The organism is Pantoea sp. GW821-FHT03E06 (genome assembly GCF_059420725.1).
Genome location: NZ_JBWKUG010000001.1, coordinates 2,274,269 through 2,294,107 on the forward strand (window position 1 = coordinate 2,274,269; position 19,839 = coordinate 2,294,107).

Annotated in this window: 19 protein-coding genes; 8 read left to right on the plus strand and 11 right to left on the minus strand. The window is 53.8% G+C overall.

The features are described from left to right. Positions 1-7: 7 nt before the first annotated feature. On the minus strand, positions 8-889 hold the full coding sequence (copD, locus tag AC07WB_RS10605; RefSeq protein WP_494940459.1) for a copper homeostasis membrane protein CopD: 882 nt from the start codon (positions 887-889) through the stop codon (positions 8-10). Positions 890-892: 3 nt separating this feature from the next. Beyond that, the gene (copC, locus tag AC07WB_RS10610) at positions 893-1,270 is read right to left on the minus strand and encodes a copper homeostasis periplasmic binding protein CopC (protein WP_400456060.1); all 378 of its coding nucleotides are present in this window, start codon (positions 1,268-1,270) and stop codon (positions 893-895) included. Positions 1,271-1,423: 153 nt separating this feature from the next. Between copC and AC07WB_RS10615 the strand changes: the two genes are divergently transcribed. Both AC07WB_RS10615 and exoX read left to right on the plus strand, forming a co-directional pair. Beyond that, positions 1,424-1,654, plus strand: coding sequence for a DNA polymerase III subunit theta (locus tag AC07WB_RS10615; RefSeq protein ID WP_400456062.1), 231 nt, complete (start codon positions 1,424-1,426; stop codon positions 1,652-1,654). Between the two features lie 3 nt (positions 1,655-1,657). Further along, on the plus strand, positions 1,658-2,326 hold the full coding sequence (exoX, locus tag AC07WB_RS10620; protein ID WP_097097084.1) for an exodeoxyribonuclease X: 669 nt from the start codon (positions 1,658-1,660) through the stop codon (positions 2,324-2,326). Here exoX and AC07WB_RS10625 read toward each other — a convergent pair. Both AC07WB_RS10625 and AC07WB_RS10630 read right to left on the minus strand, forming a co-directional pair. After that, positions 2,320-4,383 carry a prolyl oligopeptidase family serine peptidase gene (locus AC07WB_RS10625; RefSeq protein WP_097097083.1) on the minus strand — a complete coding sequence of 688 codons (2,064 nt, stop codon included), beginning with the start codon at positions 4,381-4,383 and terminating at the stop codon, positions 2,320-2,322. The two genes, exoX and AC07WB_RS10625, sit on opposite strands and share 7 nt — an antisense overlap. A 125-nt stretch (positions 4,384-4,508) precedes the next feature. Continuing rightward, complete coding sequence (locus tag AC07WB_RS10630; RefSeq protein WP_345829491.1) at positions 4,509-5,150, minus strand: tellurite resistance TerB family protein; 642 nt, start codon at positions 5,148-5,150, stop codon at positions 4,509-4,511. Positions 5,151-5,311: 161 nt separating this feature from the next. Here AC07WB_RS10630 and purT point away from each other — a divergent pair, with 161 nt between their 5' ends. Further along, entirely contained in the window at positions 5,312-6,490 is a 1,179-nt protein-coding gene (gene purT, locus AC07WB_RS10635; protein ID WP_400456066.1) for a formate-dependent phosphoribosylglycinamide formyltransferase, read from the plus strand. A gap of 189 nt (positions 6,491-6,679) precedes the next feature. On the opposite strand, the gene AC07WB_RS10640 is transcribed toward purT, so the two are convergent. Next, positions 6,680-7,321 (minus strand): bifunctional 4-hydroxy-2-oxoglutarate aldolase/2-dehydro-3-deoxy-phosphogluconate aldolase, encoded by a 642-nt coding sequence (locus AC07WB_RS10640; protein WP_400456068.1) that lies wholly within the window; start codon positions 7,319-7,321, stop codon positions 6,680-6,682. Positions 7,322-7,508: 187 nt separating this feature from the next. Next, a complete protein-coding gene (zwf, locus tag AC07WB_RS10645) occupies positions 7,509-8,984 on the minus strand; it encodes a glucose-6-phosphate dehydrogenase (protein ID WP_097097079.1) in 1,476 nt (491 codons plus the stop codon). Between the two features lie 371 nt (positions 8,985-9,355). Here zwf and AC07WB_RS10650 point away from each other — a divergent pair, with 371 nt between their 5' ends. The 3 genes from AC07WB_RS10650 (at position 9,356) to AC07WB_RS10660 (ending at position 13,079) form a co-directional block, all read left to right on the plus strand. Next, the gene (locus tag AC07WB_RS10650) at positions 9,356-10,210 is read left to right on the plus strand and encodes a MurR/RpiR family transcriptional regulator (RefSeq protein WP_345829487.1); all 855 of its coding nucleotides are present in this window, start codon (positions 9,356-9,358) and stop codon (positions 10,208-10,210) included. A 107-nt stretch (positions 10,211-10,317) separates the two neighbouring features. After that, positions 10,318-11,760 carry a pyruvate kinase gene (gene pyk / locus AC07WB_RS10655; protein ID WP_097097077.1) on the plus strand — a complete coding sequence of 481 codons (1,443 nt, stop codon included), beginning with the start codon at positions 10,318-10,320 and terminating at the stop codon, positions 11,758-11,760. A gap of 86 nt (positions 11,761-11,846) precedes the next feature. Then, complete coding sequence (locus AC07WB_RS10660; RefSeq protein ID WP_097097076.1) at positions 11,847-13,079, plus strand: MFS transporter; 1,233 nt, start codon at positions 11,847-11,849, stop codon at positions 13,077-13,079. 77 nt (positions 13,080-13,156) lie between these two features. Here the strand turns inward: AC07WB_RS10660 and lpxM are convergent, their stop codons facing one another. The 3 genes from lpxM to znuA form a co-directional block, all read right to left on the minus strand. Continuing rightward, on the minus strand, positions 13,157-14,134 hold the full coding sequence (gene lpxM, locus AC07WB_RS10665) for a lauroyl-Kdo(2)-lipid IV(A) myristoyltransferase (protein ID WP_494940460.1): 978 nt from the start codon (positions 14,132-14,134) through the stop codon (positions 13,157-13,159). A gap of 127 nt (positions 14,135-14,261) precedes the next feature. Beyond that, a complete protein-coding gene (mepM, locus tag AC07WB_RS10670; RefSeq protein ID WP_097097074.1) occupies positions 14,262-15,590 on the minus strand; it encodes a murein DD-endopeptidase MepM in 1,329 nt (442 codons plus the stop codon). A gap of 13 nt (positions 15,591-15,603) precedes the next feature. Further along, positions 15,604-16,575: a zinc ABC transporter substrate-binding protein ZnuA gene (gene znuA / locus AC07WB_RS10675; RefSeq protein ID WP_494940461.1), complete on the minus strand. Its 972-nt coding sequence runs from the start codon at positions 16,573-16,575 to the stop codon at positions 15,604-15,606. A 77-nt stretch (positions 16,576-16,652) separates the two neighbouring features. On the opposite strand from znuA, the gene znuC reads away from it, so the two are divergent. Both znuC and znuB read left to right on the plus strand, forming a co-directional pair. Continuing rightward, positions 16,653-17,408, plus strand: a complete 756-nt coding sequence (znuC, locus tag AC07WB_RS10680) for a zinc ABC transporter ATP-binding protein ZnuC (protein ID WP_494940462.1) — start codon at positions 16,653-16,655, stop codon at positions 17,406-17,408. After that, positions 17,405-18,190 carry a zinc ABC transporter permease subunit ZnuB gene (gene znuB, locus AC07WB_RS10685; RefSeq protein ID WP_097097072.1) on the plus strand — a complete coding sequence of 262 codons (786 nt, stop codon included), beginning with the start codon at positions 17,405-17,407 and terminating at the stop codon, positions 18,188-18,190. Before znuC ends, znuB begins: the two co-directional genes overlap by 4 nt. A gap of 7 nt (positions 18,191-18,197) precedes the next feature. Here the strand turns inward: znuB and ruvB are convergent, their stop codons facing one another. Together ruvB and ruvA are read right to left on the minus strand one after the other, a co-directional pair. Continuing rightward, positions 18,198-19,202 (minus strand): Holliday junction branch migration DNA helicase RuvB, encoded by a 1,005-nt coding sequence (gene ruvB, locus AC07WB_RS10690; protein WP_007889560.1) that lies wholly within the window; start codon positions 19,200-19,202, stop codon positions 18,198-18,200. Positions 19,203-19,210: 8 nt separating this feature from the next. Beyond that, positions 19,211-19,825: a Holliday junction branch migration protein RuvA gene (ruvA, locus tag AC07WB_RS10695; protein ID WP_007889559.1), complete on the minus strand. Its 615-nt coding sequence runs from the start codon at positions 19,823-19,825 to the stop codon at positions 19,211-19,213. Between the last annotated feature and the right edge of the window lie 14 nt (positions 19,826-19,839).

Genomic DNA, 19,839 nt, shown 5'->3' on the forward strand with positions numbered 1-19,839 from the left:
TACACATTCAGGCCGGTGACAGCGTGGCGAACACGCTCACTAACCCGATAACGCCCACTGCCAGCAGCAGCTCAAGCTGCGTCAGGCGGATAAACAGCGGTGATGCATCACTGGTTGCGAGGCGAAAACGCGGAACCAAAAGATAACGGTTAACCAGCGCGATCAAAACCATCAGCATCACCAGCAAGACTTTCGCCACCAATAGCTCGCTCCATAGCGTGGCTTGCCAATTCAGCGGTGAACCTGCAATCAACAAACTATTCATAATGCCGGTGAGCAGCGCCAGCGCCACCGCAAGGTGCCCGTAGCGCGAAAAACGCATCATGCAGCGGATTGCATCGCGGCGAAATGCAGTGTGCCGAGCGTCTCGCATCAGCAGCAACAAAGGCACTAAACCCCCAGCCCAGAATGCGGCGGCAATCAGATGCAGCGCGTGGTTAGCCTGCTGTAGCACACCAGCCCAACTATCGCGCATTGCCGCATGGCCCACACCGGCTAAAGCGATAAGCTGCAATAGGCTACTGAGCAATAGCATCTTCTGGCGAAGCGTGCCTTTTAGCAGTAATGACAGTGCGCTGAGCAGTGCGAAGCCAATTTCCCAACGCCAAACCACGCCAAAGCGCGTTTGTAGCACTGCTTGCCATGTGTCAGGATCGCTGATGTTACGCCAATCGCCGCTCATTAAGCCGGTTTGCGTCGCCAGCATCAGCACGCTGCTAAGCAAACTCAGTACCGCACTGCTCGCTAATATCAACCCTAAATGCTGCGCCAGCAAAGAGCGATAGCGTAGCGGTGCCAGCAGAGCGGTATAAAACGCGCTGCCGGCAAGCAACAAGAGCGCCATAAAATGCAGCGCCCGCAAGCTTATCCACAGCGTGGTCAAACTCATCAATTACTTCACGCTGAAGCTATAGCTGCCTTTGGTTTTATGGCCATCGACAGACAGCACATGCCAGTTAACCTGATAGCTACCTGATGGCAGCGGTTGGGCGATCGGTACAATCAGCTGATCATGCTGCTTATCATTGAGTTTGGCTTTTTCCACTGCAACCGGCTGATGCTGCGCGTTAAGCACTTCCACGCCGCTAAAGGCCACTTCAACATCTTCGGTAAAGGTCAGCGTCAGATTCTGTGGGGAGCTATTAACCACGGCTTTATCCGCTGGCACCGGGGTTTTAAGATGAGCATGAGCCAGCGCAAACTGACTAATGGTGAGCGTTGATGACGCCAGCAACAGCGCCATAACACGGCTTAACGCGGTTTTCTTCATCACTTCTTCCCTTTTAAGTGCGGCAACACACCGCAAACGTGGCAGCAGGATACGCCGCCGATCTGCAGGTGTCGAGACTTGCGGTGCGATCCAATCTCCTTGATCCAGCGCGGCGAAACCATTACTTTTGCCCCTGTTTATCAGGAGAAATACATGAGCCAAAACCTTGCCCTGCTCTCGCAGGAAGAGAAAGATAAAGTGAATGTCGATCTGGCTGCCGCAGGCGTCGCCTTTAAAGAGCGCTACAATATGCCGGTGGTTGCCGAAATGGTGGAGCGCGAACAACCCGAAGCGCTGCGTGAATGGTTTCGTCAACGTCTAATGCACTATCGCCAGGCCTCGCTCAGCTTGTCACGCCTGCCCTACGAACCTAAGCAGAAGTAATCTATGTTACGTGTTATTGATACCGAAACCTGTGGCTTACAGGGTGGCGTGGTTGAAGTGGCATCGGTTGATGTCATTAACGGCCAAATCGTTAATCCAATGAGTGATTTGATCTGTCCGGATCGCCCGATCGGTCGCCAGGCCATGGCGGTGCATCGCATCACTGAAGCGATGGTGGTTGGCAAGCCTACCATTGAAGAAGCGATTGGCCGCTATCACGGCGCTGCACATTACGTGGCGCACAATGCCAGTTTTGATCGCCGCATGCTGCCAACCATGCCAGGCGAATGGATCTGCACCATGACGCTGGCACGTCAGCTGTGGCCAGGGATTAAATACGGTAATCAGGCATTGCGTCATAGCCTGAAGCTTGACGTGACGCCACCCGCCGATCTGCATGCGCACCGCGCGTTGTATGACTGCTACGTCACCGCCGCGCTACTGATCCGCATTATGGAAACGTCTGGCTGGAATGCCGAGCAGATGGCGAACTTGTGCCAGCCGGCAGCCGTAAGTGGTGATGTGTTCCCGTTCGGGAAATATCGCGGGCAGAGTATCGGCAGCATCGCGCGCAAAGATCCGGGCTATCTGCGCTGGGTGCTGGAAAATGTACGCGATTTGCGCCCACCATTACGGCAGGCGCTGCGCAAGTACGTGAAAAGCGATCAGTAATCGGCGCGGTCTGGCAAGCTACCCTGTGCCAGGCCAATCAGGAAAGTAAATTCCTGCGCCACACCTTCATAAGCTTTGAAACGGCCCGATTTCCCGCCGTGACCCGAATCCATCTCGGTACACAGCAGCAGCAGTGAGTCATTGGTTTTAAGCTCACGCATCTTCGCTACCCACTTGGCGGGTTCCCAATACTGTACCTGCGAATCGTGCAGGCCGGTGGTAACCAGCAGATGCGGATAGGCTTTAGCCTCAATATTGTCATACGGGCTGTATTGAAGGATGTAATGGTAAAATTCCGCCTGCTCGGGATTGCCCCACTCGTCGTATTCACCGGTGGTGAGGGGAATCGAAGGATCAAGCATTGTGGTGACCACATCCACAAACGGCACCTGCGCCACCACGCCATGGAACAGATCGGGTGCCATATTCACCACCCCGCCCATCAATAATCCACCCGCGCTGCCGCCCATCGCATAGAGCCGCTGTGGATTACCATAGCCTTTCGCCACCAGCGCTTCGGTAACATCAATGAAATCGGTGAAGCTGTTCAGCTTGTTCTTCAGCCGGCCGCCGTCATACCACTGTTGACCGAGTTCACCGCCGCCGCGCACATGAATGATGGCGTAAACGAAGCCGCGCTCCAGCAGGCTAATACGGCTGGTGCCAAAACTGGCATCCATACTGCTGCCATAGGCACCGTAACCGTAAACCAGCAGCGGATTGTTGCCACGCTGAAAATATTTACGGTGATAGACCAGTGAAACCGGAACTTCCGTACCATCGCGTACCGTAATCCACAAATGTTCGCTTTTATAATCCTCAGATTTGAAGCCCGGCACCGGCGTCCTCTTCAGCACGCGGCGATCGCCCGTTTCCATATTGAGCTCAAAAAGTGTGGTCGGCATCGTCATCGAGGAATAGCCGTAGCGCAGCGTGTCACTTTCCGGGGAAGGGTTATAGGCAAGCCAGGTAACATAGGCTGGATCGTCAAAAGCGATCCCAAAGCTCTCCCCGCTTTCCCAGTTGATCTGGCGCAAGGTGTTAACGCCGTGCTGCCGCTCTTCCACGACCAGCCAATGGCGGAATAACTGGAAATCTTCCAACACCACGTGGTCCCGTGCGGGAATTAACGATTGCCAGCGTGCTTCCGCCAGCCAGGCGCTGCGATAGAGACCGAAGTTTTTGCCGTCGCGATTTGAACGGATATAAAACTGGTGGTTGTAGTGATCGATGCTGTATTCGTGGTCGCGTCGACGCGGACAGAACGTCTGCGGCTGCGCATCTGGATATTCCGCGTCGATCAGCAGAATCTCACTGGTTGTGGTGCTGTACAGAGCAATCAGGATGAAATGTTCCGAGGTGGTTTTGTGCACGCTGAGATGGAAGGTATCGTCCTTCTCCTCATACACCAGCTGATCGTCAGACTGCGGGTGTCCTAGCTCGTGGCGCCATACCTGATAGGCCAGCAGCGTTTTAGGATGTTTGCGCACGTAATAAAGCGTGCGGGAATCATTGGCCCAGGCAACGCTGGATGACGCGTTGTTCAGCACTTCCGGATACCAGCTACCGCTGGCAAGATTGCGAAAACGAATGCCGTATTGGCGTCGTGAAAGGAAATCTTCTGCCAATGCCATCACTTGATTGTCCGGCGTGATGGCCAGCGCGCCCATGGTGTAGAAATCGCTGTGGGCGGCACGCTGGTTGCCATCAAGCAGCAGCTGCCACGGCTCATCAGCGGGCGCCTCAATCGGCTGACGGAAATAGGCCGGATATTCGTTGCCGACTTCATAACGGCTTTGATAGCGATAACCATTTTTCACATAGGGTACTGAGTGATCCTGCGGCGGAATGCGATCAACGATCTCTTTCAATACCCGATCTTGTAATGGACTCTGCGACGCCATCATCGCCCGTCCGTAATCATTTTCAGCATGCAGGTGAGCCAGCACGTCCGGATTTTCGCGTTCGTCATCGCGCAACCAATGATAATTATCGGTACGCGTGTCGCCATGCAGATTCATTACGTGAGGGATTTTTTTCGCGTATGGCTGCTTCATAAAACTCTTCTCCCTGAAGGACAATATCCAGCAAGCGTGGCACTAATCACGCACGATGCCAAGCTGCTTGCAGATTTTGCCACCCAGGAAGAAGCGAAAGCCGCGCATGCAGCCTTCGCGCAGAATTATGCCGCTTTTTCAGCCTCAATATCGCGTTGAATGCCATCGCGGACATCCTGAGGGATTTTTAACGCATCGCCCAGCGCGGAGAGATAGCTGCGCTCCATAAAGTGGTCAACATCTATTGCCGCACAGCTAAGGAAATAGAGTTCCAGCGCTTCTTCTTCATTTTTCACATCTGCCGCCAACCAATTGGGATCGAGTGGACGATTCATCGCCTGCTGAATCAGCGCCTCAGCCTGTGCGCCATACCCCGCTTGATGAATGTTCTGCTCAATCGCCGCGCGTTCACGATCGTCGATGTGCCCATCACTCTTCGCCGCGAAGACCAGCGCCGTCACTAAGCGCTCTGCACGCTGATCCATTGGCGTTTGTAGCTGGCCAAATCCCGCGTCGTCCTGATGCGTTTCACGCACGCGCTGCTTATATTTGTTCCACAGCAGAGCCCCGGCCGCCGCGCCGCCGCCCACCAGTAACGCTTTGCCACCATATTTAGTCAGTAGCTTGCGCGTCGATTTGCTGCCGACCAGCAATCCCGCCAATCCGCCCAAAGCGCCGGGTGCTAGCATATCGCTTAAGCCGCCGGATTTTCCGTCTCCACCCTTTTTCGCCAACACCGATTGAATTTGCTGCAGCCAATTGCTCATCGTTTAACTCCTGTTTAAGTTTTCGCTCTCCATGCTGCCGCAGCTTGTGTCAGATAACGTCAGAGCGGGAAAAGTATGGCAAACCTGATGATGGCGAAAGCGTGAGTACGCAAACGTTTTCGTTTATACTGCGCGCGCATTTTGACTGCTAAGGTGAAATTATGACAACTCTCGGAACCGCGCTGCGCCCTGCCGCCACGCGTGTCATGCTGTTAGGTTCAGGTGAATTAGGCAAAGAGGTGGCGCTGGAGTGCCAACGTCTCGGTGTAGAAGTGATCGCAGTGGATCGTTATGCCGATGCGCCCGCCATGCACGTTGCGCATCGTAGCCACGTGATCAATATGCTGGATGGCGAGGCGCTTGCCGCGTTAATCGCCCAGGAAAAGCCGCATTTTGTGGTACCTGAAATTGAGGCGATCGCTACCGAAAAATTGCTGGAACTGGAAGCGCAGGGCCAGAAAGTGGTGCCGACGGCCCGCGCCGCACGCCTGACCATGAATCGCGAAGGTATTCGTCGTTTGGCAGCGGAAGAGCTGTCTCTGCCAACCTCGTCGTATCAGTTTGCCGACAGTAAAGAGAACTTTGTCGCCGCCGCCCACGCGATTGGATTCCCGTGCATCGTAAAACCGGTGATGAGCTCCTCCGGTAAAGGCCAGAGCTTCATCCGTGAAGCCAGTCAGCTGGACAAAGCCTGGGATTATGCGCAGCAAGGCGGACGTGCCGGTGCCGGTCGCGTAATCGTTGAAGGTGTGGTGAAGTTTGATTTTGAAATCACCCTGCTTACCATTAGCGCGGTTGACGGCATCCATTTCTGCGCCCCGATTGGTCACCGCCAGGAAGATGGCGATTACCGTGAATCCTGGCAGCCGCAGCAGATGAGCGAGCTGGCGCTTCAACGCGCGCAGGATATTGCTGCTAATGTGGTGAAAGCGCTCGGTGGCTATGGTCTGTTTGGCGTAGAGCTGTTTGTGTGTGGTGATGAAGTGGTGTTCAGCGAAGTATCACCGCGTCCGCATGACACCGGCATGGTGACGCTGATTTCACAAGATCTGTCGGAGTTCGCACTGCATGTCCGCGCCTTCCTTGGCTTGCCGATTGGCGGTATTCGTCAATATGGCCCAGCCGCTTCGGCGGTGATCTTGCCAGAGCTCAACAGCCACAACGTGCAGTTCGTCAATATCGAAGCCGCGCTGGGTGCAGGCTTGCAGCTGCGTCTGTTTGGTAAGCCGGAAATTGCAGGTCAGCGTCGTTTGGGCGTTGCGTTAGCAACCGGTGAAACCACCGATGAGGCGATTGCGCGTGCTGTAGCCAGTGCAGCTGCGGTGAAAGTTGAAGGGTAAGTGAGTTCAAGAGGTCGCCATGAATGGCGTAATGCCGCTCTCTTAAGCAAAAAAAGGCCTCTTTGTGCAGGTGCGCATAAATGCGCACCCTACGAAAACCCGGCTATATCCACGTAGAGTCACCATTCATGGTGACCGTTTCACGCTAACTGATGGGCACTACGCCATGTATAGGACCCTACAAATCCGTTACGCGCGTGCCCCTTCAACCGCTTCACGCGCCAGACGCGTAATGCGATCCCAGTCGCCGGTTTCCAGCGCATCATTGGGTACCAGCCATGAGCCCCCAATGCATAGCACGCTTTTCAGGGCCAGGTATTCACGATAATTTGCCGGAGAGATGCCGCCCGTCGGGCAGAAACGCACCTGTGGGAAGGGTCCACCAATCGCCGACAGCGCTTTTACGCCGCCGTTGGCTTCAGCCGGGAAAAATTTGAACTCGCGCAGACCATAATCCATACCGGTCATCAGTTCAGATACGGTACTGATCCCCGGAATCAAAGGTACCGGACCTTCAACTGCCGCTTTCAGCAGGGACTCTGTTAATCCTGGGCTGATAACAAATTGTGCACCGGCATCTGTGACTTCTTTCAACTGCTGTGTATTAATCACCGTGCCTGCCCCAACAATCGCTTCCGGCACTTCTTTAATCATGGCGCGCAGTGCATCCATTGCTACCGGCGTACGCAGCGTCACTTCCAGCACGCGCACACCGCCCGCAACCAGCGCTTTAGCCATCGGCACCGCATGTTCCAGTTTGTTCACCACGATGACCGGCACAACCGGGCCAGTTTTCAGGATCTGTTCTGCACTTGTTTTCCAGTTCTTCATCACGTTTCCTTAGTTGCATCAGCCCGGCGCGCAGCCACGCTGTCAATAATTGGGACCTACCATACAAGATTGGCTGGAGCGACGTCTATCGGATATCAATTTTTTTTGAAACCCGGGTTCACTTTTCAGATAAAGGAATTTTCGGCAAAAAAAAGCCCGCACATTCGGCGGGCTTAGCAACACGTGATTATTCGAACTCGTTCCAGGAACGGCCATCGCGCGTAATCATCGCGACAGAAGCCACCGGCCCCCAGGTGCCAGCCTGATACGGCTTCGGCGCTTCGGCATCGGCGTTCCAGGCATCAATGATGGAATCCACCCAGCCCCAGGCGGCCTCTACTTCGTCACGACGCACAAACAGCGCCTGAATGCCGCGCATGGTTTCCAGCAGCAGACGCTCGTAAGCATCGGCCAGATGCGACTGGTTGAAAGTTTCTGAATAGCTCAGATCCAGCTTGGTGGTTTGCAGCTTATGTTTGTGATCGAGTCCCGGCACTTTATTCAGGATTTCGATATCCACACCTTCGTCCGGCTGCAGACGAATGGTTAATTTGTTCTGTGGCAGTTCGGCATAAGAGTCTTTGAACAGGTTCATCTCTGGGTTCTTGAAGTAGACCACCACTTCAGAACATTTCGTCGGCAAACGCTTGCCGGTACGCAGATAGAACGGCACGCCAGCCCAACGCCAGTTATCGATATCGACGCGGATGGCGACAAAGCTTTCCGTGGCGCTCTGCTTATTGGCGCCCTCTTCTTCCAGGTAGCCCGGCACTTTTTTACCCTGCACAAAGCCCGCGGTGTATTGGCCACGTACGGTTTTCTCGCGCACGTTAGTCTGATCAATACGACGCAGGGAACGCAGCACTTTCACTTTCTCATCACGGATGGCATCCGCGCTGAGATCGGACGGCGGTGACATGGCGATCATCGTCAGGATCTGCAACAGGTGGTTCTGGATCATGTCACGCATCTGGCCGGCTTTGTCGAAATAACCCCAGCGGCCTTCAATGCCCACTTCTTCTGCCACGGTAATCTGCACATGATCGATAGTGCGATTGTCCCAGTTGTTAACGAAAATCGAGTTAGCGAAGCGCAGCGCCAGCAGATTAAGCACCGTCTCTTTACCGAGATAGTGGTCAATACGGAAGACCTGGCTCTCTTCAAAGTATTTGCCGACGCTGTCATTGATCTCTTGCGAGGTTTCCAGTGAGGTGCCAAGCGGCTTTTCCATCACCACGCGTGCCGGTTTGGCGTTCAGCTTCGCGGCGCCCAAACCGTCACAAATTGCGCCGAAGGTGCTTGGCGGCATGGCGAAATAGTTGATGGTGACACGATTTTTCTGGTCAAGCATTTTGCCCAGTTTGGTGAAATGCGAGGTGTCATTAACGTCGAGGTTACAAAAATCGAGACGGCTGCTGAGTGTGTCCCACAGCGCTTCGTCGATTTTCTCTTTCATGAAGGTTTCCAGCGCTTCACGAACCACTTTGGTGTACGCATCCTTGTCCCAATCCGCGCGGCCTACGCCAATAATGCGAGTGGTTTCATGAATCTGACCGGCTTTTTCCAGCTGATACAGTGATGGCAACAGTTTACGGCGAGCAAGATCGCCTTTGGCACCGAAAATCACCAGATCGCATGCCTGGGCTGTTTGTGTAACCGCCATTTTCCTCTCCTCGTTGCAGGATATACCCGGCTTGAGCGTTCTCATCACGCCAGGTCCTTATTGTAATTTTCTTACAGCACAATGTACGTTTTTCGCCGGTTCAGGACAACCCGAACGCAGCCTTTGCTGGCGTTAACTGTGAACGAATTAAAGGTGTTAAGTGTGTTGTAGCGTGCCATTTGAGCACTTTTTCTGTTTCGATGTTTGTCGCGGCAAAACACGTCAGCGATCAAAGTATCGCAAAAAATTCGCGCTTACATTTGTCCTTCGCTGCGTGCGTGCCTCTATTACACGGTATATTCTTGAGAATTGGCAGCGATTTCATCCATCGGTGAACGCGGAAAAGTGATTGACGGTCATTAGGTTAAACCATGCTGGAACAGATTCAGGCGCATTTAGCGGCGCTGAGCAAATCGGAACGTAAAGTAGCAGAACAGATTCTTGCTGCTCCTCAACAGGCGATGCACTCCAGCATCGCCACGCTTGCACGTGCCGCTGACGTCAGCGAACCCACGGTGAATCGCTTTTGTCATCGCATGGGCACACGCGGCTTTCCTGATTTCAAGTTGCAGCTCGCGCAGAGTCTGGCAAAAGGCCCAACCTGGGTCAGCCGTGATGTGGAAGAAAATGACAGCGTCGAAAGCTTTAGCCATAAGATTTTTGATTCTGCACTAGCCGGTTTGAGTCGCGTGCGTCAGCAGCTCGATGTTGAGGTGATTCATCAGGCAGTTTTGGCCCTTACAAAAGCGCATAAAATTGCCTTTTTCGGTCTGGGCGCCTCCGCCGTGGTCGCACACGATGCCACCAACAAATTTCTGCGTTTTAATCTGCCGGTCATCTGGTCAGAGGATATTGTGATCCAGCGCATGAGTTGCATAAATAGTGGACCAAATGATGTATTTGTTCTCATCTCACATACTGGCCGCACCAAAAATATGATAGAACTGGCTCGCCTGGCGCGTGTAAACGCTTCCACTGTGCTGGCTATCACTTCTCCGGGTTCACCGCTGGCAGCAGAAGCGACACTGGCATTGACGCTGGATGTGCCGGAAGATACCGATATCTACCTGCCGATGGTTTCCCGCCTGGCGCAATTAACCGTGGTTGATGTACTGGCGACAGGGTTTACCCTTGAGCGCGGCGCCTCTTTCCGTGAGAATCTGAAACGGGTGAAAGAAGCGCTAAAAGATTCGCGCCTGGAGAAACAGCCGCAGGAAAATAATTAACATCACATTCACAATGTGAGTCGAATCACAGCCCATCAATCATATAGAATAGATGAACACTACGTGTCACTTGAGAGCGACACGCTACTTTGCTAACGGAGTCCTTCATGTCCAGACGTCTCAGAAGAACCAAGATCGTTACAACCCTCGGTCCAGCCACCGATCGCGACAATAACCTCGAAAAAATCATCGCGGCAGGTGCTAACGTTGTACGACTCAACTTCTCCCACGGCACACCAGAAGATCATCAGCAGCGCGCCAACAAGGTGCGTGAGATTGCCGCGAAATTAGGTCGCCACGTGGCGATTCTTGGCGACCTGCAGGGGCCGAAAATTCGCGTATCAACCTTCAAAGAAGGCAAAGTTTTCCTTAATGTTGGCGACCGCTTCCTGCTGGATGCCGATTTGAGCAAAGGCGAAGGCGATAAAGAGAAAGTCGGTATTGACTATAAAGGCCTGCCAGAAGATGTGGTGCCGGGCGATATTCTGCTGCTGGATGATGGTCGCGTGCAGTTGAAAGTGCTGGAAGTCCAGGGCGCCAAAGTATTCACCGAAGTAACCGTCGGCGGCCCGCTTTCCAACAACAAAGGTATCAACAAACTGGGTGGTGGCTTATCTGCTGACGCGCTGACAGAGAAAGACAAAGTCGATATCATCACCGCCGCCAAAATCGGCGTGGATTATCTCGCTGTTTCTTTCCCGCGTAACGGCGAAGATATGAACTATGCTCGCCGCCTGGCGCGCGATGCCGGTTGCGACGCTAAGCTCGTGGCGAAAGTTGAACGGGCAGAAGCCGTTGCTTCACAGGAAGCGATGGATGACATCATTCTGGCATCAGATGTGGTAATGGTGGCGCGTGGTGATCTGGGTGTTGAAATTGGCGATCCGGAACTGGTCGGTATTCAGAAGGCGCTGATTCGTCGCGCACGTCAGCTAAACCGCACCATCATCACCGCTACGCAGATGATGGAATCAATGATCACCAATCCGATGCCAACGCGTGCGGAAGTGATGGACGTGGCGAATGCCGTGCTCGATGGTACCGATGCCGTTATGCTCTCGGCCGAAACCGCGGCGGGCCAATATCCGGCAGAGACCGTATCCGCAATGGCCAAGGTGTGCCTCGGCGCAGAAAAAATCCCTAGCGTTAACGTCTCCAAGCACCGCCTTGAGGTGCAATTCGATAACGTTGAGGAAGCCATTGCGATGTCTGCGATGTATGCTGCCAACCATCTGCAAGGGGTTTCAGCCATCATCACCATGACTGAATCAGGCCGTACTGCGCTAATGACGTCACGTATCACCTCTGGTTTGCCGATCTTCGCCATGTCACGTCACGAACGTACGCTGAATCTCACGGCGCTCTATCGTGGCGTTACGCCAGTATTTTTCGACAGTAATAATGACGGTGTTGCCGCCGCGCACGATGCAGTGAATCTGTTGCGCGACAAAGGTTTCCTCGTGTCAGGCGATCTGGTGATTGTCACCCAGGGCGACGTGATGGCGACCACCGGTACCACCAATACCAGCCGTGTGCTGCGCGTAGATTAATACGCACTACCGACAGCGGCTGTAACAACATGGACAAACGCGACTGCCTGGCAGTCGCGTTTTTATTTTTTTGACAAGGAGGCCAGATGGCCCGCTATCAACCTATTACCCAACTTACCGGGCGCGTACTGCTGTTTCCGCTCGCGTTGGTGTTATTCGAATTTGCGACCTATATCGCGCACGACATGATTCAGCCCGGCATGTTGCTGGTAACCTCAGAATTCGGCGTGGGTCCTGAATGGGTATCAACATCGCTGACCGCTTATTTGATGGGCGGCGTTGTATTGCAGTGGCTGCTTGGCCCGCTTTCCGATAAATATGGCCGTCGCCCCGTATTGCTGTTTGGCATTCTGTTCTTTGCTGCCGCTTGTATTCTCACCACCTGGGTCAGCAGCATTGAAGAGTTTGTCGCGCTGCGGTTCATTCAGGGCATCAGCCTGTGTTTCATTGGCGCAGTCAGCTATGCGGCAGTGCAGGAAGCCTTTGCTGAAGCACTGGCAGTGCGCATGATGGCGCTGATGGCCAACGTTGCGCTGCTTGCGCCGTTAGCTGGACCCTTGGCCGGCGCCGCGTGGCTCACGGTTGGCGAGTGGCGCAGCATGTTCTGGCTGTTTGCCATCTGCAGCGTCATCGCTTTTGCCCTGCTTTGGCGCGTAATGCCAGAAACCGCTGGCGATCGCAGCCACTCCATCGCCTTGCCCACGCTGGCACGTGGCTATGCGCGTTTAGCGCGCGATCGCCAGGTCATGTATGGATCATTTGCGATTGGTTTAGTGTTTATTCCCATCCTTACATGGGTAGCCCTGTCGCCGGTGATTCTGATGCACGATGAAGGGCTGTCGCGGATGCAATATGCTCTACTGCAGCTGCCGGTATTTTTAGCAATGATTGCCGGGAATATCACGTTGGGCAAATTGGCGGGCCGCGTTCCGATTGAGCAGCCGGTAAAATTTGCCGCATGGCCAATCCTGATTGGGTTGAGTATTGCGCTGTTGGCGAATTTGCTTAATAGCCACACCTATCTGCTGCTGACAGCAGGTTTGAGCTTGTACGCATTTGGCGCAGGCATGGTGAACGCTGGACTTTATCGCTTAACGCTCTACTCCAGTGACGAAGGCAAAGGCAGCGTCGCGGCAATGCTCGGCATGATCAGTATTCTGACCTTAGCCGTAGGTATTGAGCTGGCAAAAAGTGGCTATTTCAGCGGCGGTACGCCGTGGTTTAGCGGCATCAACTTTGCGGCTGGCGTATTGTGGTTTGGTCTGGTGACGCTCTTCCTGCGTGAACGGAAACGTCGCAGTCATGTAAAAGCAGCGTGATTGACAGATTAGAGCCTGGCATGTTGGAAGGTGCGCATTGATGCGCACCTGGTCGCCATCAATGGCGACTCAACGAATTATTTCTTGCGCGGATAAAGTTCTTTGCGCGCATAAGGTTCGATATCCCCTTCTTTGCGCGTCTTTAGCAGCTTCAAAATCCAGGTGTACTGCTCAGGATGCGGACGCACAAATACTTCCACTTCTTCATTCATGCGACGAGCCAGCGTGTTGTCATCCGCTTCCAGCAAATCGTCCATTGGCGGACGCACATAGATTTCCAGCCGGTGCGTTTCGCTGTTATATACCGGAAAAAGCGGTACCACGCGGGCGCGACACACTTTCATCAGACGACCCACGGCCGGTAGCGTGGCTTTGTAAGTGGCAAAGAAATCCACAAACTCACTGTGCTCTGCGCCATGATCCTGATCGGGCAGATAATAGCCGTAGTAGCCCTGACGCACCGAAGCGATAAACGGTTTGATGCCATCGTTACGCGCATGCATACGCCCGCCGAAACGGCGACGCACGGTATTCCACAGATAATCCATTAACGGATCGCTCTGATTGTGGAACATCGCCGCCATCATCTGGCCTTCAGACGCCAACAGCATGGCCGGGATATCAACCGCCCAACCGTGCGGCACCAGGAAAATGACATTTTCTTTATTCGCCTGCAGCTGCTCAATGATTTCCCGGCCGTGCCAATCAACACGCTTTCGCACGTGCGCAGGATTGCGTAAGCCGAGCTCCGCCATCATTGCCATCGCCTGCGGTGCAGTAGCAAACATACGATCAGCAATCTCTTCGCGCTGCGCCTCACTCAATTCTGGCAGGCAATAATAGAGATTGATCAGCGCACGACGACGCGCACTCTTCGCCAGCTTGCCAGCGAACTTGCCCAATCCACCCAGAATAGGATCGCGCACTTTGGCGGGAAGCAACGCCATGCCAGCCAGCGCGCCAACCGCCAACCAACTGCCCCAGTATTTCGGCTTCAAAAAAGAACGTTGAAAAACGGGAATAAACTCACTGTTATTTTTCTTTCGGGTTTCCATGCACTCGCCTCTGACAATGACCGGTCAATAATAGTGACGATGGTTTATTTTGCAATCTTCATGCGCCAGATAGCAAAAAACCGACGAAGAATCCGTCGGTTTTTCCGGTGTTACGCGAAAATGTGCGCTATTTCAGCGTTAACTGCGGCAGCCAGGTTTTCACTTGCGCCATATAAGTGCTGCGATCTTTACCGGTCAGCCCTTCCATGCGTGGCAGTTTCGCCGTTAATGGATTGACAGCCTGGTTATTGATCCACACTTCATAGTGCAGATGTGGGCCAGTAGAGCGTCCAGTGTTACCCGAGAGCGCAATGCGATCGCCTCGTTTCACTTTTTGTCCAGGCTTCACCAGCGCCTTGCTCAAATGCATGTAACGCGTCATATACTGACGACCGTGGCGAATGGCCACGTAATTGCCCGCCGCGCCGCCGTTCTTCGCCATCACCACTTCCCCGTCACCCACCGCCAATACCGGCGTGCCGATAGGCAGGGCGAAATCGACACCTTTATGCGGTGCGATACGCCCAGTCACCGGATTAAGACGGCGAGGATTGAAGTTAGAGGAGACGCGATACTGCTTAACCGTTGGGAAACGCATGAAACCACGTGCCAGGCCGGATGCGTTACGGTCGTAGAACTTGCCATCTTCCGCGCGGAAGGCGTAGTAATCTTTGCCCCCGGTGCGCAGACGTACGCCAAGCAGTTGGCTTTGTGCACTTTTGCCATCGAGCATTTCACGCGACATCAGTACGCTAAAATCATCGCCTGCGCGCAGCTTGCGGAAATCCATCTGCCACTGCATTGCTTTGATGACGTTACTGGTTTCTGCGCTGGTCAATCCCGCCCGCTGAGCACTGGCAGCAAAACTGCCTCGCACTTCGCCTTTCAGCACGTTGTTCTGCCATTCACCCTTTTGCAGCGCCTGCTGCATCGTAAAGCTACCGTTATCGGCGCGCTGATAAGTACGAGTTTCACGGCGATCGATTTCCCAGCTGAAGGTTTGCAGTTGGCCATCCGCGTCCAGCGTCCAGCTAAGTTGCTGGCCGACGCGCATATTGCGCAGGTCTTTATCACTGCTAACCAGCGCATTGATATCGCCCAGCTCAATACCGTACTGATTCAGCGCACTGCTCAGCGTATCGCCTGAAGAGACGGTGTAATCATGGACGTTTGAATTGTCCGGGACGTCTTTATCAATGTCGTCGGCAGGAATATCTTCTTCCGGCTCTTCGGTGGTTTGGTCGATCGGCTCGCTGGCTTCGGGCAGCAAGGTCCGCAGTTCGTCTTTATCCAGCGCGATAGTTTTCACGATGGGTGCAACATCATGGGGATGATAAACGTATGGCCGCCAAACGGCGACGGCCAAAGTCACTACGGTTAATGAACCCAGCATAACGCGGTGGGGTCGCGGCAAATTATTAAATGCGAGGGCGACAGAGCGGGCTATCTGCTGCACTTTTACTTATTCCTCATGCTCCATTCAGGCAGCTCGCATACTGGCTCGACAGCTGTGAAAGGAATTTCACGTAGCTATCTTTTGTTAAGCTGATCCCCATGCCCAATGGATCGAGCGTGCCTTTACGCACCTCAGTTCCACGAGACACGGCATCGATAACGGCCGGCCTGAATTGTGGTTCAGCAAAAACGCATACGGCTTTCTGCTCAACCAACTGTGTTCGTATTTGATGTAAACGCTGGGCGCCCGGTTGGATTTCAGGATTGACGGTAAAATGCCCTAATGGTGACAAACCGTAATGTTTTTCAAAGTAGCTATACGCATCGTGAAAAACGAAATAACCCTTGTTCCGCACAGGCGCAAGTTGCGCGCCAATGTGTGTATCCGCGTTGGCTAATTCTGCCTCAAACTGCTGCAGGTTAGCGTCAAGTTTGGCTTTGCTTTGCGGCATAAGTTCCAATAATTTCCCATGGATTGCAACCGCAGATTGCCTTGCGATCTCAGGGGACATCCACAGATGCATATTAAATTGCCCATGGTGGTGGTGAGCATGAGACAGGTCTTGTTGCTCGGACTTTTCTGAGGCAAGGTCATGATCGTGATCGTGCTCATGTTCCTCATCATCATCATCGCCGCTAATCAATAAGGGTTTTACTTCCGGCAAAGCGGCGATCTCGAGGTTTTTATTGGCAGGTAATTCTGCCGCTGACTTGGTCAGGAAGGCTTCCATTTCCGGGCCGGTCCACACTACTAAGTCTGCGTTTTTTATACGTTTTACATCGGAAGGACGCAGAGCATAATCATGTTCAGAAGCACCGTCGGGCAGCAACACTTCAACCGGTGTAATGCCATCGGCGATTGCGGCTGCGATAAATCCGATGGGTTTAATTGAAGCCACCACCGCTGAGTGCGCAGGCAGTGCGGAGGAGGTAGCGATTGCCGCAGCAGTGAGGGTGAAAATGAGACGTTTTTTATTGTGTAACATAATACGACATTCCATCGTGACCAGGTGATGGAATGTGATATTATAACATTCGAAATTCTATGCAACCCGTAAATATCATGCCGCCACTTGTTACTCTTGAAAACATTTCAGTGAAGTTCTCCCAGCGCCCGGTGCTAGCAGGCATTAGCCTTACGCTCGAGCACGGGAAAATTCTCACTCTGCTGGGCCCGAATGGCGCTGGCAAATCGACGTTGGTTCGCACGGTGCTCGGGCTGCTTAAACCAACCGGCGGCACCGTCAAGCGCGCTGCTGATTTGCGCATCGGCTACGTGCCGCAGAAACTGCACATTGATCCCACATTGCCAATCACCGTTGAGCGTTTCATGCGTCTTTCGCGCGGTACCCGACGTGATGCGATTTTGCCCGCGTTAAAACGCGTACAGGGTGGACATCTGCTTAATGCGCCGCTGCAAAAACTCTCTGGCGGGGAAACACAGCGTGTTTTACTGGCGCGAGCGCTGCTGAATGGTCCTCAACTGCTGGTGCTGGATGAGCCAACCCAGGGTGTTGACGTGAACGGCCAGGTTGCGCTGTATGATTTGATCGATCAGCTGCGTCGCGAGCTAAACTGTGGCGTGCTAATGGTCTCGCATGATTTACATTTGGTGATGGCGAAAACCGATGAAGTGCTGTGTCTTAATCATCACATCTGCTGTTCCGGGACACCCGAAGCCGTTTCGCAGCATCCTGAATTTATCGCCATGTTTGGGCCGCGCGGTGCGCAGCAGCTGGCAATCTATCGTCATCATCATAATCACCGTCACGATTTACAGGGACGCATTGTTCTGCGCAAAGGAAATGGCCCGTCATGATTGAACTGTTATTACCTGGCTGGCTGGGTGGCGTCTTGCTGGCGCTGGCCGCCGGTCCGCTTGGCTCGTTTGTGGTTTGGCGCCGTATGTCCTACTTTGGTGACACCCTTGCCCATGCATCGCTGCTAGGTGTGGCGTTTGGTTTACTGCTCAACGTTAATCCTTACTATGCAGTGATTCTGGTTACCGTCTGTCTGGCACTGGGATTGGTATGGCTGGAGCGTCGCCCACATCTCGCTATCGACACGCTGCTCGGCATTATGGCGCACAGTGCGCTGTCGCTGGGTTTAGTGGTGGTGAGCCTGATGCAAGGTGTGCGTGTCGATCTGATGGCGTATCTATTTGGTGACCTGCTGGCGGTCACGCCAGATGACCTGTGGATGATGGGCGGAGGCGTAGCGATTGTGTTAGCCGTGATGGCGTGGCAGTGGAACGCTCTGCTGTCGATGACCATCAGCCCTGAGCTGGCACAGGTGGATGGCGTGAACATTCAGCGTACGCGTTTGATGCTGATGCTGGTGACCGCTTTAACCATCGGTGTGGCAATGAAATTTGTCGGCGCGTTGATCATTACATCGCTGCTGATTATCCCGGCGGCGACGGCGCGTCGTTTCTCGCGCTCGCCAGAGCAGATGGCGGGTTTTGCCGTGATTGTCGGTATTGTTGCGGTAACCGGCGGGCTAACCTTCTCCGCCACTTACGATACGCCAGCCGGTCCTTCAGTTGTATTATGTGCCGCAGTGCTGTTCATTATCAGCATGGCAAAAAAACCGGCGGCTTAACGCCGGTTTACTCTTCGCGACTGATACCAAAATGTTTATAGGCATGCTGCGTTGCCATACGGCCACGCGGCGTGCGCTGAATGAATCCCTGCTGAATCAGGAAGGGTTCAATCACATCCTCGATCGTTTCCCGCTCCTCGCCAATCGCCGCAGCCAGATTATCTAACCCAACCGGACCACCCGAGAATTTGTCGATGATCGCCAGCAGCAGTTTGCGGTCCATATAATCAAACCCCTGACTGTCGACGTTAAGCATATCCAGCGCGCTAGCCGATACTTCGCCGCTCAAATTACCGTTGGCGCGCACTTCCGCAAAGTCCCGTACCCGACGCAGCAACCGGTTGGCGATGCGTGGCGTACCGCGCGCACGACGCGCGATTTCTAACGCGCCCTCTTCGCTCAACGCCAAGCCAAGACAGGCTGCGCTTCGCCCAACGATGTGCTGTAAATCAGGGACATTATAGAATTCAAGACGCTGGACGATGCCAAAGCGATCGCGCAACGGCGAAGTTAATGAACCCGCACGTGTGGTGGCGCCAATCAGGGTAAACGGTGGCAGGTCGAGCTTAATGGAACGCGCCGCCGGGCCCTCACCAATCATAATATCCAGCTGATAATCTTCCATTGCCGGATACAACACCTCTTCCACTACCGGTGAAAGGCGATGGATTTCATCGATGAACAGCACGTCATGCGGTTCGAGGTTGGTCAACATCGCTGCGAGATCGCCCGCCTTCTCCAGCACCGGCCCCGACGTCGTGCGCAGATTAACGCCCATTTCATTGGCTACGATGTTGGCCAGCGTGGTTTTACCCAATCCCGGCGGACCAAAGATCAGCAGATGATCGAGTGCGTCGCCGCGCAGTTTCGCAGCCTGGATGAAAATCTCCATTTGCTCGCGCACCTGCGGCTGACCCACATATTCCGTCAGCAGCTTAGGTCGAATGGCACGATCGAGCGTTTCTTCTTCGTTAAAGGAACTGCCAGAGACCAGGCGATCGGCTTCAATCATGCTTTACCTCAAATAGCTGCGCGCAGCGCTTCGCGAATCAGGGTTTCGCAATCCGCGTCCGGTTTTCCCACTTTGCTGATCATGCGGCTGGCTTCCTGTGGTTTATAACCGAGGGCAACCAGTGCCGATACGGCTTCTGCTTCAGCATCGTTGTTATCCTGCGCGGCTGATGGCGTGGTCAATGTAAAGGTTGAGTCACCACCAAACAGATCGCCGTGCATACCAATGAAGCGGTCTTTCATTTCCACAATCAAGCGCTCGGCGGTTTTTTTGCCTACGCCTGGCAGTTTAATCAAAGACGCAATCTCTTGTCGCTCAACCGCAGTAACGAACTGCTGCGCTGACATGCCCGACAAGATCGCTAGCGCCAGCTTTGGCCCCACGCCATTCACTTTCACCAGCTCGCGGAACAGCGTGCGCTCCTGCTTGTTATTGAAACCGAACAGCAGCTGCGCATCTTCACGCACCACGAACTGGGTAAAGATGATCGCTTCCTGATTAATTTCCGGCAGCTCGTAAAAGCAGGTCATTGGCATGTGCACTTCATAACCGACGCCGTGCGCTTCAATTAACACCAGCGGCGGCTGTTTTTCCAGAATGTTGCCTCGTAAACGACCAATCACCTGAGCGATTCCTT

Coding starts and splice junctions, on each gene's coding strand:
- AC07WB_RS10615 (WP_400456062.1), top strand. CDS start 1,424: ATGAGCCAAAACCTTGCCCTGCTCTCGCAGGAAGAGAAAGATAAAGTG.
- znuA (WP_494940461.1), bottom strand. CDS start 16,575: ATGTTACACAATAAAAAACGTCTCATTTTCACCCTCACTGCTGCGGCA.
- AC07WB_RS10640 (WP_400456068.1), bottom strand. CDS start 7,321: ATGAAGAACTGGAAAACAAGTGCAGAACAGATCCTGAAAACTGGCCCG.
- purT (WP_400456066.1), top strand. CDS start 5,312: ATGACAACTCTCGGAACCGCGCTGCGCCCTGCCGCCACGCGTGTCATG.
- AC07WB_RS10650 (WP_345829487.1), top strand. CDS start 9,356: ATGCTGGAACAGATTCAGGCGCATTTAGCGGCGCTGAGCAAATCGGAA.
- AC07WB_RS10625 (WP_097097083.1), bottom strand. CDS start 4,383: ATGAAGCAGCCATACGCGAAAAAAATCCCTCACGTAATGAATCTGCAT.
- lpxM (WP_494940460.1), bottom strand. CDS start 14,134: ATGGAAACCCGAAAGAAAAATAACAGTGAGTTTATTCCCGTTTTTCAA.
- znuB (WP_097097072.1), top strand. CDS start 17,405: ATGATTGAACTGTTATTACCTGGCTGGCTGGGTGGCGTCTTGCTGGCG.
- znuC (WP_494940462.1), top strand. CDS start 16,653: ATGCCGCCACTTGTTACTCTTGAAAACATTTCAGTGAAGTTCTCCCAG.
- ruvB (WP_007889560.1), bottom strand. CDS start 19,202: ATGATTGAAGCCGATCGCCTGGTCTCTGGCAGTTCCTTTAACGAAGAA.
- pyk (WP_097097077.1), top strand. CDS start 10,318: ATGTCCAGACGTCTCAGAAGAACCAAGATCGTTACAACCCTCGGTCCA.
- AC07WB_RS10660 (WP_097097076.1), top strand. CDS start 11,847: ATGGCCCGCTATCAACCTATTACCCAACTTACCGGGCGCGTACTGCTG.
- copD (WP_494940459.1), bottom strand. CDS start 889: ATGAGTTTGACCACGCTGTGGATAAGCTTGCGGGCGCTGCATTTTATG.
- copC (WP_400456060.1), bottom strand. CDS start 1,270: ATGAAGAAAACCGCGTTAAGCCGTGTTATGGCGCTGTTGCTGGCGTCA.
- exoX (WP_097097084.1), top strand. CDS start 1,658: ATGTTACGTGTTATTGATACCGAAACCTGTGGCTTACAGGGTGGCGTG.
- AC07WB_RS10630 (WP_345829491.1), bottom strand. CDS start 5,150: ATGAGCAATTGGCTGCAGCAAATTCAATCGGTGTTGGCGAAAAAGGGT.
- zwf (WP_097097079.1), bottom strand. CDS start 8,984: ATGGCGGTTACACAAACAGCCCAGGCATGCGATCTGGTGATTTTCGGT.